The organism is Sphingobacterium tenebrionis (assembly GCF_037126265.1).
GTDB classification, from domain to species: Bacteria; Bacteroidota; Bacteroidia; order Sphingobacteriales; family Sphingobacteriaceae; genus Sphingobacterium; species Sphingobacterium tenebrionis.
Window position 1 is genome coordinate 46,934 of sequence record NZ_JAYLLN010000026.1, and the last position, 13,133, is coordinate 60,066.

Sequence of the window (13,133 nt, forward strand, 5' to 3'; positions counted from 1 at the left end):
TGTTTTCCTTCTTTTTAAATTTTACAAATCGAATTTAACACCTAACGTATATCTTGGCTTGTAGTACTCCAATTGTTTCATGCGAGCTACATCACCTTGGTAATAACGTAAAGGTTGGTCGGTTAGGTTGTTTGCTTCCGCAAATACGCGTAACTGTGGTGTGATTTTGTAAGATGCATTGGCATCCAAGAAGAATTGTTTATCATAGTAGGCATCATTGAATGCATCTTTACCGATTTCATCCAAATAAGCTGCCGTATAGTTAGCAGATACACGTGCGGAAAATTTATTGTTTTCCCAAGATAGGGAACCGTTCAACATGTGAGGAGCCGTTCTTGGAAGACCTAAACCTTCACGCAACACACCGTCCTCACCAGCGATACCTTTAGCTTTTGATTTCGTATAGGTATAGTTGGCATATACCCCAAATCCTTGAAGGAATTTTCCAGGTAGGAAATCCAACTGTCTTTGGAATGCAACTTCAAATCCATAAAGGTTCACTTTATCACCATTTCTATCCTGGAAGAAGTCAAAGGATTTACCTGCTTCGATCGGATTCGGTTTTCCAGGGAAGTCTCTTTCAAAATCAGCGGTTTTATAGGCTGTATTACTATATCTGTAAATAAAGTTATTTAAGTTCTTATAGAATACACCTCCGGAGATCAAACCGATATTACGGTAATATTTCTCCAACATCACATCAAAATTATGGGAATAAGTAGCCTTAAGGTCTGGATTACCAGCAGTGATTTCCTCTTCTTCCGGAATACTGTTGATGTATGGAGCCAAGGCATAATAGTTCGGTCTTGCCAAAGCGGTTGAATAGGCTGCGCGAAGCAAGAAATCTTCCGTGAAATTATGTTTCAAGGTTAAGTTAGGCAAAATATTCGTATACGAATTCTTGGTATTGATCACCCCTTCCAAATCTTCTTCATTTACCACGTTATTTCCTTTGTAATCAATACGGGTATGCTCCAAACGAGCTCCTAAAATCAAGGCTGTATTTTCAGTTAGGTTCTGATCAAAACGCAGGTATCCTGCATAGATCTGTTCTTTTGCGCTGTAATTTACTGCCAAATATTCTTTTGGCTTCAACTCCGATTCGAATTTTGTCGCATCGTTCAAGTCCAATCCACCTAGAAAAGCTTTGTCCACAAACATTCCCGGCGCGTAACGATCTCCTTGTTCCCAAGTTCTAGCGTCCCATTGCACATTAGGCATCGCACTCAATACCCCAAAATCCGTAGTTGGCGTATATTCATTCCAGATATTCTCTCTTTCCTTGGTTTTTAAACGCACTCTACCACCAAAACGTAATCTACCCTTCTGTCCATCGATCAAACTCAAAGGGATACGGAAATTAAGCTTTCCACCGATTTCCTGTTCATTCGTATTATCGTTGTTCTCCGATAATTCATCAAACTTAAACTTAGAATAATCTTTGAATGTATCGTTGAAATATGGCAGGTACGTATCGGATAGATCTTGAGAAACCTGTTGTTTCTTCAACACATAATTGATATATCTTTCATTCGGACGATCTTCCTCTGCTCTGGAATACGACGCAGACCAATCAAAATCCAATTTTGGCGCCAAAAGATGCTCTCCTACAATCGAGAAATTCATCACGCTTTGTCTTTCAAGACGGGTATTTTCGTTTGTATTGTTGTCAATACCACCTTTTGTCTGACGGGATAATTCTGTATTAAAAACATTGGTTTTATCGTCATACTTTGTTTTATAACGTAATCTGTAACGGTTTTCCAAATCATCTCTCCAGTTGTACATCGCATTGATGGCGATGCGGTTTCTGGAATTGAAATCATAATCCCAAGCCGCAGAAACGCTACGACGGATACGGCTCACATCATATTTACGGATATCCATTTCGTTGATGAAAAGGTTTTCACTTTGCTTATCCCATACTGCTTCGATATTGTTCGAACCAAAATTCTGGCTCTGTAAAGTTCCCGATAATACAAGACCCATTTTATTGTCCATGAAACGGTTACCATAGATTAGTGTTCCATTGTAGACACCTTTCTCACGGATAGGGGCATAACCTCCACTCAATGTCGCAGAAATACGCTGTCTATTTGGAACAGCCCTGGTCACTAAGTTCACAGAACCACCAATCGCATCTGCATCCATATCGGGAGTCAATGTTTTGTTCACTTCAATAGAAGAAATCATATCCGATGGAATTAAGTCCATTTGCACATTACGGTTGTCCCCTTCAGCCGATGGGATACGGTCACCGTTCAAGGTCACGGAGTTCAACTCCGGCGATAAACCACGAACAATAATGTTTCGCGCCTCACCTTGGTCATTCTGCATGGTGATACCCGGTACACGTTTTAAGGCATCCCCGATATTCTGATCCGGAAAACGACCTACCTGATCGGAAGAAATAACATTCGTAATGTTACTGTTGTTCTTTTGCTGGTTAAGGGCCTTTGCCTGTCCTTTTGCCTGGTCTCCGATCACCTGGATCTCATCCAAAGTTCTGGAAGCAGGTTCCAAAAGAATTTCTAAAGTTCCTAATTTCGCAGAAACATTCACTTTCTGCTCGTAATGTTCATATCCCAAATAATCAACAGATAATGTATAGGTTCCTGTTGGTAGGTTTAAGAATTCGAAATTACCGTTTCCATCAGAAACCGTATATCTATTACCTTCTGTAATGCGAAGGGTAGCTCCCGGCATGGAGAATTTATCATTGCTGTCCATGACCTTACCTTTCAGAATCGTATTCTGGGCAAATCCTAAACAACAAATCAATTGAAAAATAATAAGTAAAGAAAATCTCATATAATAATGGTTTTATTTTTTTGCAAAACTATTGCAGATAATTAAAACCAGAATTAAGGCAATGTTATCAATTTGTTAAGTAGATAACCTTTTAAAGAAATTAAATTAATTAGATATTAACAAATAAGATTATCAATTAAGTGGAAAATCGATGTTTTTCCTATGTAAACCCTATGTTTTCGAGGCAAAACCAAGGCTTAAGTATACATAAAGCATGATTTTATAACCTTAGCATACATTTTACATACTTTCACCATGCTTTCACCTTAGTTTCATAGCGAACTAAATTGGGAAATTCTGTGAGCTTTTGCTTAATTTAGGCATATTGATAAATCGAAACAAATGGAAAACAATATATTTTACGAAGGACAGGTTTTATGGTCTCAGATTGATGCCAATGTACACTTACGCCACTCGGCCTATGCCGATTTCTGTGCGCAGGCAAGGAGCAATATGTTGAACCAACTGGGGCTTTCCCTCTCCGAATTCAACCAGAAGAAAATAGGCCCGATTCTATTTCGGGAGGAATTGAACTACCTGCGGGAAATCGGCTTGGATGAACGCATCAAGGTCAGTGTTGAGATCATCAAGTTCAATGTAAAAAACTCCAGGTTCTCCTTTCGACATGAGATCTTCAAGGAAAACGGCGTGAAAGCAGCTGTTGTGGTGGTTGATGGTGCATGGATGGATATTGTAGCCCGAAAATTAACGAACATCCCCGAAGAATGGATGAGCATCATCCATAAAATTCCACGTGCAGCAGATTACCTCGAAATCAATGAATAATAATTATCTTTGACCTATGCTGTATATCGTACCTACTCCGATAGGAAATTTAGAAGATATGACCTTTAGGGCCATCAATGTGCTGAAAGCAGTGGATATCATCCTTGCGGAGGATACCCGGACATCGGCCCCCCTCTTGAAACATTTTGGAATCGATAAAAAGGTGTTTGCCCATCATCAACATAATGAGCACAAGGCCTTCAATGAAATCATCCGATTACTGAAGGAGGGAAATCAGATCGCATTGATCTCGGATGCCGGTACGCCAGCTATTTCCGATCCTGGATTTCTGTTGGTTCGCGAAGCCATAAAGGAAGGATTGGAAGTGCAATGTCTACCAGGTGCGACCGCTTTTGTACCCGCTTTGGTCAATTCTGGCCTTCCGAACGACCGTTTCTGTTTTGAAGGTTTCCTTCCTGTCAAGAAAGGCAGACAGACCCGGTTGAAAGCCTTGGCGGAGGAAAAGCGTACCATGATCTTTTACGAATCGCCCCATCGGATCCTCAAATCAATTGATGAGTTTATTGGGGTTTTTGGACCAGATAGACAGGCTTCCTTTTCCAGAGAGATCAGTAAATTATATGAGGAGACCGTACGTGGAACCCTGCAAGAACTAAAGACCCATTTCGAGACCAATCCCATCAAAGGCGAGTTTGTATGCTGCGTGGCTGGTCTTGATTAATTAAATAGACGTTAAAAAAGAATTTGAACATGGAAAATTATCAAATCGACAAATATGTACAGGATGGTCAGGACCCAAAGGTCGTAGAGAAAATCCACGGAAAGATCCTGGATATGCTGACGCCTGGCGAATCCATCAATTATATTGCCCTACAGAAGAAACCGGCCGTAACGCTTTTACCGGATTCGATAACCGTTAGTAACAAGCGCATCTTCTTATGCGAATTCACCAAGTTGGGACTGGCGACGAACTTTGAGATCTTTTCTTGGCAGGATGTGAAGGATATCGCTTTCAAAGAGGAAATCTTCGGATCGAAGGTAACTGTTATTCCATTTACAGGGGAAAATCTGACCATTGATTATATTCCTAAAACGCAGGCCAGAAAATTATACCAATTGATCAAGGCGGCTTTGGATAATCTACAGAACCAGAAACTGGAAGCAAAGGAAAATAAAATTGTTATTGAGAATAAGCCTGTTTATTCGGCACCTAAACCAGAGGTTAAGGAAGAGGAATCACCGAAGACTTTCCAAGGCTTTAATACCACACCGAGTCCGGTGGCTGAGGAGACTAAACCTGAAGCTAACAGACCGGAGCCTGTAAGGTCGGAGCCTTTTAGACCTGAACCGGCAAGACCGGAGCCTGTTAAAGTGGAGCAGGAAGAAGAAGATGAGATCACGGCTAAACTAAAAAAATTAAAGAGCTTGTATGATAAGCAATTGATCACCCAAGCGGAATACGAAACCAAGAAGGCAGAAATCCTAAGCCAGTTATAAGTCATGCGCAATAATTACCTTTTGGCGCTGTTAAGTGCTTTTTTATTGTGGTTGGCTTGGCCTCCTATTCCTTATTCCAGCGTTTTGCTGTTCATTGGTTTTGTACCACTTTTGGTTGCCATAGAACAGGTGATGCGCGGGAACTACAAGCGGAAAGGAAGCAAGGTTTTTGGATTGGCTTTTTTTACCGGTTTTGTCTGGAATACCGCTTCCATTTATTGGGTGTACAATGCGATGAACGCATTCTTACCTGCCCTACCATCCCTTTTTGTAGCCCTGATCCCTTATACCCTCGGGCCATTGCTCATGGCACTGGCGTTTCGGCTGTATTATCAAATGCGGAAAAGAAACTCCATCCTTTTAAGCTTTATGGGGCTGATTTCCTTTTGGATCGCCTATGAATACCTGCACCAATCTTGGGAACTTTCCTTTCCTTGGATGACCCTTGGAAACGGTTTTTCAAATTTCCATCAATTGGTACAATGGTACAGTGTGACAGGCGTTTATGGTGGAACCTTATGGATCTGGCTGGTCAATGTCGTTGTTTTCCTATGGTACTGGCAAAGAAGAGAGCAGGTAGAAGTTTACAGCAATAAGATCCTTTTATCGGTTACTTCAGCATTAGTGTTGATCCCTTCCGTAGGTTCGATCATCGCCTACAGCCAATATGAAGAACACATCAATCCATCCGAAGTCGTAACGGTTCAACCGAACATCGATCCATTTGGAAAATGGGGACCGATTACACCTGAGGAACAAATGAGGGTGCTGATGGATCTTTCGCAGAAAGTGGCGAAATTGAATACGGAATTTTTTATATGGCCAGAAACGGCCATTTCCAATTATGGTGGTATCAACGAGGAAGAATTCCGAGAATATCCACAGTATCGCGCGGTGATTGATTTCCTGGAACCCTACCACAATGGAAATGTACTCTCAGGAATCGAAAGCTATCAGTTTTATGATGACCAACGTACTTTTACGGCGAGACCTGTCGGAAATCTATTCAAGGACCATTTTAATGCAGCGGTACTGATCGACGGATCCAGCAAACTGCAGTTCTACCATAAATCAAAATTGGTACCTGGTGCCGAATTGATGCCATTTGGATCTAAACTTGCCTTTATGAAACCCTTGTTCCAACATTTTGGCGGAACAACAGGAGGTTATGGCAGTCAGGAAGAGCCTTCGGTTTTCTATTCTGCTAGCGGAATTGGCGCGGCTCCGGTGATCTGTTATGAATCCATCTGGGGAAATTACGTGGCGGAATATGTGGCCAAAGGGGCACAATTCATTGCTGTGATTACCAACGATGGCTGGTGGGGCGACACCTCGGGCAAGGATCAACACCTGCTCTATGCCAAATTAAGAGCCATAGAGAACAGAAGATGGGTGGTGCGTTCGGCCAATACAGGTATATCGGCCTTTATCAACCAACGCGGGGATATTGTTCAGCGTTCGAGCTGGTGGGTGCCAACCGCCCTATCGCAGGAAATCAACCTGAACGAAGAATTAACATTTTATACAAAGAACAAGGATTTGATCGTTTATTTGGCTTTATTAACGGGCTTGATATCAATAGGTTTGATGATGGTCAGAAATAAGAAAATTACAAACGATTCTCCTAACGATTAATTATATTTGCCTTTATGCAAGTTTATTTTGACAATGCCGCGACCACAGCTTTAGATAAACAAGTTATCGAAGCAATGGTTAAAACCCTGAACGAGAACTTCGGGAACCCTTCTTCTATTCATGCGCACGGCCGTGAAACCAAGACCATTGTGGAAAAGGCAAGAAGAACAGTAGCTAAATTACTTAATGCTTCCCCATCGGAGATTTTCTTTACTTCTGGTGGTACCGAGGCGGATAATATGGCCATCGTACGTGCCATTGAATGTTATGGGATTACCCATGCCATTACCTCTCCTATCGAACACCATGCAGTGCTCCATACTTTGGAAGAACTGGCACATGCCGGAAAGATCCAGCTGGATCTGTTGAAGGTGGACGCGAAAGGAAATATCGACCTGAACCATTTGGAGGAATTATTGGCGAAGAACCCAAGGACTTTTGTTTCCATCATGCATGCAAACAATGAACTTGGGAATTTGACGGATATCAAACGGGTTAGTGAGTTATGCGAGCAGTATGATGCGGTTTTCCATTCGGATACCGTGCAGACCATGGGGCATTATAAGCATGACCTTTCTGATCTGAAGATCGATTTTATTACGGGTGCGGCGCATAAATTCCATGGCCCAAAAGGTGTCGGATTTTTATATATCAATGGAAAGAATAAGATCAAGCCGTTGATTTATGGGGGTGCACAGGAACGGAATATGCGCGGAGGAACAGAGAATGTGTATGGTATTGTGGGCTTGGCGAAAGCGTTGGAATTGGCCTATGAGGAAATGGAAGAGCATCAGTCGCATATTCAAGGACTGAAGGATTATATGAAGGATAAATTGGTACAGGAGATTCCTGGGGTACAGTTCAATGGGGAGACAGATGCGGATAAGGCTTTGTATACGGTATTGAATGTGTCCTTGCCATGTACGAATATGGGCGATATGTTATTGTTCAATTTGGATATCAAAGGGGTTTCGGCTTCTGGTGGTTCGGCTTGTAGCTCGGGCTCGGATATTGGTTCGCATGTGTTGAGAGGGATCTGTGCTGATCCGAAAAGACCATCGGTGAGATTTTCTTTCTGTAAGTATAATACGAAGGAGGAAGTGGATTTTGTAGTGGGTGTTTTGAAGGAGATTTGCGAGCATAAATAACCGTCATTGCGTGGATATTCGTCATTGCGAGGCGTCCGTCATTGCGAGGAACGAAGCAATCTTCACCCCGTCATTGCGAGGATATTCGTCATTGCGAGGAACGAAGCAATCTTTCTACTAATGTAAAGATTGCTTCGTCGTACCTCCTCGCAATGACGCGCAAACGCGCAAACGCACAAAAGCATAAACGCAAAACCGCAATACCTTACATTTCTAATAAAAAACCTTACTTAATCTTTAAGAGCACATATTTCTCGGCGAGGTCGCCTTTGATCTCTTTTCCGGACAAATCCAACTGCTGCAATTGATTATTCGATATCCTGAAATTATAATCAATATTCTCCAAACTCAGAATATCATTATCCAATTGCCACTTTCCTTTATGTTCAAACACCTCTTCGCTCTTCCCAACATACATATACCTCATCAGGTAATTCTTATTGTTATCCAAGCTCAAAACCGTTGAAATCGTGGTGCAATCAGCACAGGGAAGCTTTCCTTCATAGGTTCCAACCACGCCAGTACCCTTTAACGCATTACCCTCATTACCCACTAACTGGTTTACATTGGTTTTGTTATTGATACAACTAAAACCAAAAACCAAGAGGATAATACTGAATAATATGTAAGTAAGCCTGCGCATGATTTTTATGATATACTTTTAAAAAACAAAAAAGATACCATAAATGGTTGTTTAGGAAAATTTAACATTTCCGTTTCCCCTTGAACATTAACACATCCTCATTTACTCGTCTTCATCCAGAAGACCTTGTGCCATCAACAAAGCATTCTTCAGCTCCCCTAAGGCATGGAAATTCCGCTTGGATTGCGCTACAGCGATCCCTTTTTCATAGATTTCAATAGCCTTATCCTTTTCTCCCTGCCCTTCCAAAAACTTCCCGAAATGATAATAGGTCCCTACATAATCAGCATGTTCCATTACCAGATCCTCAAATCCGGCTAAAGCTAGGCTGTTATCCTGCATTTTCACGTACTCCATCGTCAGGGCATACTTCAAAAAAGGATCCTGTGGAGACTCCTTTAAAAACTCTTTAAGTTGATCTAATCGCGTTTTCATCCCCAAAGTTAAGCAAATAATAATTGCGTGGGAGCGCTATAAGAAGGAATAAAATTACTATGCTAGCATAGAAAATGACAATTCCATGACCTCTGGTTTTGGAAAGGTTTTGAAATGCTTACAAAAAAAAGTAGGTTTGTGTAAAACGTTAGAATTATGAGAATATTAGTATGTATCAGTAATGTCCCTGACACCACTTCCAAAATAACATTCACGAATGATAACACGGTATTCAATACCAACGGTGTTCAATACATCATCAATCCATACGATGAGATTGCTTTATCGAAAGCGGTGGAGCTGGCAGAAGGTGGCAAAGGTACCGTAACGGTGATCAATGTTGGAGATGCCTCCACAGAACCTACGATCCGTAAGGCGTTGGCCATTGGCGCAGATGATGCAGTTCGCATCAACGCCCAACCTCGTGATGCTTGGTTCGTAGCCAATCAGATCGCTAAATATGCCAAAGAGCAAGGATTTGACCTGATCTTGACCGGTCGTGAATCCATTGATTTCAATGGAGCGCAGGTGGCGGCATTATTGGGTGAATTATTGAATCTTCCATCGGTATCCATCGCCAAAAAATTAGATATACAAGGTACGGAAGCAACCATCGATCGCGAGATCGAAGGCGGAAAAGAGGTACTTACCGTTTCTCTTCCGGTTGTTGTGGGAACAGCAGAAGGTGTTGCAGAGCCAAAAATCCCGAATATGCGCGGCATCATGGGTGCAAGATCAAAGCCTTTGCAGGTTGTAGAGCCTATTGAAGTAGCCGAATTGTCGAGCATCAGTAAATTTGAATCTCCTGCTCCTCGCGGAGCCGTGAAATTGGTAGATGAAGTCGATCAATTGGTTCAATTATTACACAACGAGGCAAAAGTTATCTAATCCTTAAAAAGAAATTATCATGGCAATTTTAGTATATATCGAAAATACAGACGGAACCTTAAAAAAATCGGCTTTTGAAGCAGCATCCTATGCTAAAGCAATCGCTGATCAATTAGGGGATTCGGTAACCGCACTTTCCATTGGAAACGTGGATGCTGCGGAATTGGAAAAATTAGGGAAATATGGGGTTAGCAAGGTATTGAACGCTAACCAAGAGAACCTAAAGAATTTTGTGAACAAAGCCTATGCATCGATCATCGCATCAGCTGCACAGCAAGAATCATCTAAAGTGGTGGTATTGTCGAATTCCTTCAGTGGAAAAGGCTTGGCACCACGTTTAGCGGCTAAATTGGATGCTGGATTGGCGGATGGCGCTATCAATCTTCCAAGCTTCCAAGGCGATAGCATGGAGATCAAAAAGACCGCTTTTTCCAATAAGGCTTTTGCGACTGAAGTTATCAAATCGGCGGTTAAAGTTATTGCGGTCAATCCTAATGCATTTGAGGTCAAAGAAGTTGGAGGTTCGGCCGAAATCGTGGATTTCACGCCAAACATCGAAGCAACAGATTTCAATGTATTGGTGAAGGATATCGTTCGCGCAACGGATAAAGTGACGCTTCCGGAAGCAGAGATCGTTGTTTCTGCGGGAAGAGGAATGAAAGGACCAGAAAACTGGGGCATGATTGAAGAATTGGCGGATGTATTGGGTGCTGCTACGGCATGTTCCAAGCCCGTTTCTGATGCCGGTTGGAGACCTCATTCCGAACACGTAGGCCAAACAGGTATCGTGGTAAGCCCGAACCTTTACATCGCTATCGGTATTTCCGGTGCTATCCAGCACTTGGCTGGGGTGAGTTCATCCAAAACCATCGTGGTGATCAACAAAGATCCGGAGGCACCATTCTTTAAGGTTGCCGATTATGGAATCGTTGGAGATGCCTTTGAAATCGTCCCTAAATTGACTCAGGCGATCAAAAACTTGAAAAACAACTAAAACAAACTAAACAATGAACGAGTGGCCTTGCTCAAAAAAACGCAAGGTCACTTTTTTTTTGCTTTTAATATTAGCATCTTTGTATTTCCGTTAACGCGTTATTAATGAAGAAAATCAAGTTAGATATTGTCGGTCTCTCCTATAGCCAGACGCAGTCTGGGGCCTATGCATTGGTTTTGGGAGAAGTAGGAGGAAACAGAAGGTTACCGGTTATCATTGGCGGATTCGAGGCGCAATCCATCGCGGTGGAGATCGAAAAAATGACGCCCAGCAGGCCGCTGACGCATGATCTGTTCAAAACTTTTGCCGAGACCTTTAAAATCAAACTGGAAGAAGTGCTCATCTATAACCTGATCGACGGGATATTCTTTGCCAAATTGATTTGTTCGGATGGTACTACCACGACGGAGATCGATGCACGTACTTCGGATGCCGTAGCATTGGCCGTCCGTTTTGAATGTCCGATCTTTACCTACGATTTCATTATGAACAGTGCAGGAATCGTGATCGAAGGCAATGATTTCGCCTTTTTGGAGAATATCGAAAATGTAGGCAACTACAAACAGGATGAGCCAGCTAAAGCAGAAAAGGATCCTGAGCCTCCTGCAGCTGCCGAACCCATCAAAAACAAACCATCCCCTTATGCTTCCCTTACCTTGGAGCAATTGGAAAACACCCTGGAAAAAGCCATCGAAAACGAACAGTACGAAACGGCGGCCAAGATCAGGGACGAAATAGAAAAACGAAAATCATAATCTTTTCGATAACCTAATATCATCTACCAATATGTCTATCAAACATAGGTTGACCATTATGAACTTCCTGCAATTCTTTGTTTGGGGAGCATGGTTAATCACTATTGCCAATTATTGGTTTGGCACCAAAAACTGGGACGGAACTGAATTTGGAGCCATTTTCTCCACCATGGGGATTGCCTCCTTGTTCATGCCTACCATCATCGGGATTATTGCCGATCGATGGGTAAACGCCGAGAAACTCTACATTATCCTGCATTTCTTGTATGCCATTTGTTTGATTTCCCTGGCGCATGTTCCCGATCCGGACAGCTTTTTCACCGTGATCTTATTGGCGATGTGCTGCTATATGCCAACCTTGGCACTATCCAATTCCATTGCCTATACCGCATTGAATCAAGCCAACTACGACCTGATCAAGGCCTTCCCTCCTATCCGGGTATGGGGAACGATCGGATTTATTGTGGCTATGTGGCTGACCAACCTAACGGGTAGCAAAGCCACGGAAGGACAGTTCTATATTGCGGCGGGCGGATCCATCTTATTGGCGGTATATTCCATTTTTAATCTACCAAAATGTCCTCCACAGCATCATATCCGGGAGAATGCTTCCTGGACCCAAATGTTGGGACTGGAATCCTTCAAGCTTTTTGCCAATTATAAAATGGCCTTGTTCTTTATCTTCTCCATGTTCTTGGGTGCTGCCCTGCAGCTGACCAATGCTTATGGAGATGTATTCCTGGACGAATTCAAGTACTTCCCCAAATATGTGGACTCTTTTGTGATCAAATATTCAACGATCATCATGTCCATTTCCCAGATATCTGAAACGGTATTTATCCTGGCTATTCCTTTCTTCTTGAAGAAATTCGGGATCAAGCAGGTGATGTTGATTGCGATGTTTGCCTGGGTGCTTCGTTTTGGCTTGTTCGCTTATGGAAACCCTTCTTCCGGCCTTTGGATGATCGTTCTGTCTTGTATCGTTTATGGTATGGCTTTCGATTTTTTCAATATCTCGGGTTCTCTTTTTGTGGAGACCAATACGGATAATAAGATCCGTTCATCGGCGCAGGGTTTGTTCATGATGATGACGAACGGTTTTGGGGCGATTCTAGGCTCTCGCGTTTCCGGATGGGCAATTGATAAGTATTATACAAAATCTTTCAATGACAGCGCTAGTTTAGCTTCATTTTTGGATACTACACCTGATAACCCTTCCCTGCTGAATGTGATCAAGGAAAAAGGGGTTGAGGTTTCTAATGGGATTTTTAATCAGGTTATCCAATTGAAGGATTGGCAGAATATCTGGATCGCTTTTGCGATTTATACTTTGATTGTTGCGATATTATTTGCGGTTTTGTTTAGGCATAAGCATGAGGTGGAAAGTGCAGCCGAGGAATTCATAGGGCATTAAGGTTTTTAAGAATCTTTATTATTTTATAGATATAAAAAAACAGCCTCCAGATTTGGAGGGCACTGAAAAAGTCTCAACTTTTTAATGAGATTTAAAGAAATGACTGAGTACAGGATTTACCTTACTCGGTCATTTTTGTTTAAAGGATTTCTGAAAGTGTGTTTTT

12 protein-coding genes are annotated in these 13,133 nt (G+C 42.1%); 9 read left to right on the plus strand and 3 right to left on the minus strand.

Features of this window, described 5'->3' with window-relative positions; all coding sequences use genetic code 11:
• Nucleotides 1–21: 21 nt before the first annotated feature.
• On the minus strand, nucleotides 22–2,811 hold the full coding sequence (locus VJ786_RS11110; RefSeq protein WP_099365770.1) for a TonB-dependent receptor: 2,790 nt from the start codon (nucleotides 2,809–2,811) through the stop codon (nucleotides 22–24).
• A gap of 342 nt (nucleotides 2,812–3,153) precedes the next feature.
• Between VJ786_RS11110 and VJ786_RS11115 the strand changes: the two genes are divergently transcribed.
• From VJ786_RS11115 to VJ786_RS11135, 5 genes are read left to right on the plus strand one after another with little or no spacing between them, the layout of a single operon-like run.
• Entirely contained in the window at nucleotides 3,154–3,597 is a 444-nt protein-coding gene (locus tag VJ786_RS11115) for an acyl-CoA thioesterase (RefSeq protein WP_099365769.1), read from the plus strand.
• 16 nt (nucleotides 3,598–3,613) lie between these two features.
• Nucleotides 3,614–4,279 carry a 16S rRNA (cytidine(1402)-2'-O)-methyltransferase gene (rsmI, locus tag VJ786_RS11120; RefSeq protein WP_336557709.1) on the plus strand — a complete coding sequence of 222 codons (666 nt, stop codon included), beginning with the start codon at nucleotides 3,614–3,616 and terminating at the stop codon, nucleotides 4,277–4,279.
• Nucleotides 4,280–4,308: 29 nt separating this feature from the next.
• Nucleotides 4,309–5,055 carry a PH domain-containing protein gene (locus tag VJ786_RS11125; protein WP_099365767.1) on the plus strand — a complete coding sequence of 249 codons (747 nt, stop codon included), beginning with the start codon at nucleotides 4,309–4,311 and terminating at the stop codon, nucleotides 5,053–5,055.
• Between the two features lie 3 nt (nucleotides 5,056–5,058).
• Nucleotides 5,059–6,690: an apolipoprotein N-acyltransferase gene (gene lnt / locus VJ786_RS11130; protein ID WP_099365766.1), complete on the plus strand. Its 1,632-nt coding sequence runs from the start codon at nucleotides 5,059–5,061 to the stop codon at nucleotides 6,688–6,690.
• Between the two features lie 14 nt (nucleotides 6,691–6,704).
• The gene (locus VJ786_RS11135) at nucleotides 6,705–7,838 is read left to right on the plus strand and encodes a cysteine desulfurase family protein (protein WP_336557710.1); all 1,134 of its coding nucleotides are present in this window, start codon (nucleotides 6,705–6,707) and stop codon (nucleotides 7,836–7,838) included.
• A 226-nt stretch (nucleotides 7,839–8,064) separates the two neighbouring features.
• Here the strand turns inward: VJ786_RS11135 and VJ786_RS11140 are convergent, their stop codons facing one another.
• Nucleotides 8,065–8,481 carry a copper resistance protein NlpE gene (locus tag VJ786_RS11140; RefSeq protein ID WP_099365764.1) on the minus strand — a complete coding sequence of 139 codons (417 nt, stop codon included), beginning with the start codon at nucleotides 8,479–8,481 and terminating at the stop codon, nucleotides 8,065–8,067.
• 102 nt (nucleotides 8,482–8,583) lie between these two features.
• Nucleotides 8,584–8,916, minus strand: coding sequence for a tetratricopeptide repeat protein (locus tag VJ786_RS11145; protein WP_099365763.1), 333 nt, complete (start codon nucleotides 8,914–8,916; stop codon nucleotides 8,584–8,586).
• A 156-nt stretch (nucleotides 8,917–9,072) separates the two neighbouring features.
• On the opposite strand from VJ786_RS11145, the gene VJ786_RS11150 reads away from it, so the two are divergent.
• From VJ786_RS11150 to VJ786_RS11165, 4 genes are all read left to right on the plus strand, one after another.
• Complete coding sequence (locus VJ786_RS11150; RefSeq protein WP_099365762.1) at nucleotides 9,073–9,804, plus strand: electron transfer flavoprotein subunit beta/FixA family protein; 732 nt, start codon at nucleotides 9,073–9,075, stop codon at nucleotides 9,802–9,804.
• Nucleotides 9,805–9,823: 19 nt separating this feature from the next.
• Nucleotides 9,824–10,798, plus strand: a complete 975-nt coding sequence (locus tag VJ786_RS11155) for an electron transfer flavoprotein subunit alpha/FixB family protein (RefSeq protein ID WP_099365761.1) — start codon at nucleotides 9,824–9,826, stop codon at nucleotides 10,796–10,798.
• Nucleotides 10,799–10,902: 104 nt separating this feature from the next.
• Nucleotides 10,903–11,553: a bifunctional nuclease family protein gene (locus tag VJ786_RS11160; protein ID WP_099365760.1), complete on the plus strand. Its 651-nt coding sequence runs from the start codon at nucleotides 10,903–10,905 to the stop codon at nucleotides 11,551–11,553.
• 31 nt (nucleotides 11,554–11,584) lie between these two features.
• On the plus strand, nucleotides 11,585–12,967 hold the full coding sequence (locus VJ786_RS11165) for a nucleoside permease (protein WP_336557711.1): 1,383 nt from the start codon (nucleotides 11,585–11,587) through the stop codon (nucleotides 12,965–12,967).
• Nucleotides 12,968–13,133 lie beyond the last annotated feature (166 nt).

Excerpts from the sequence above, each read along its gene's own strand:
- VJ786_RS11145 (WP_099365763.1), bottom strand. The coding sequence starts at position 8,916 with ATGAAAACGCGATTAGATCAACTTAAAGAGTTTTTAAAGGAGTCTCCA.
- VJ786_RS11140 (WP_099365764.1), bottom strand. The coding sequence starts at position 8,481 with ATGCGCAGGCTTACTTACATATTATTCAGTATTATCCTCTTGGTTTTT.
- VJ786_RS11125 (WP_099365767.1), top strand. The coding sequence starts at position 4,309 with ATGGAAAATTATCAAATCGACAAATATGTACAGGATGGTCAGGACCCA.
- VJ786_RS11165 (WP_336557711.1), top strand. The coding sequence starts at position 11,585 with ATGTCTATCAAACATAGGTTGACCATTATGAACTTCCTGCAATTCTTT.
- VJ786_RS11155 (WP_099365761.1), top strand. The coding sequence starts at position 9,824 with ATGGCAATTTTAGTATATATCGAAAATACAGACGGAACCTTAAAAAAA.
- lnt (WP_099365766.1), top strand. The coding sequence starts at position 5,059 with ATGCGCAATAATTACCTTTTGGCGCTGTTAAGTGCTTTTTTATTGTGG.
- VJ786_RS11110 (WP_099365770.1), bottom strand. The coding sequence starts at position 2,811 with ATGAGATTTTCTTTACTTATTATTTTTCAATTGATTTGTTGTTTAGGA.
- VJ786_RS11150 (WP_099365762.1), top strand. The coding sequence starts at position 9,073 with ATGAGAATATTAGTATGTATCAGTAATGTCCCTGACACCACTTCCAAA.
- VJ786_RS11160 (WP_099365760.1), top strand. The coding sequence starts at position 10,903 with ATGAAGAAAATCAAGTTAGATATTGTCGGTCTCTCCTATAGCCAGACG.
- VJ786_RS11135 (WP_336557710.1), top strand. The coding sequence starts at position 6,705 with ATGCAAGTTTATTTTGACAATGCCGCGACCACAGCTTTAGATAAACAA.
- rsmI (WP_336557709.1), top strand. The coding sequence starts at position 3,614 with ATGCTGTATATCGTACCTACTCCGATAGGAAATTTAGAAGATATGACC.
- VJ786_RS11115 (WP_099365769.1), top strand. The coding sequence starts at position 3,154 with ATGGAAAACAATATATTTTACGAAGGACAGGTTTTATGGTCTCAGATT.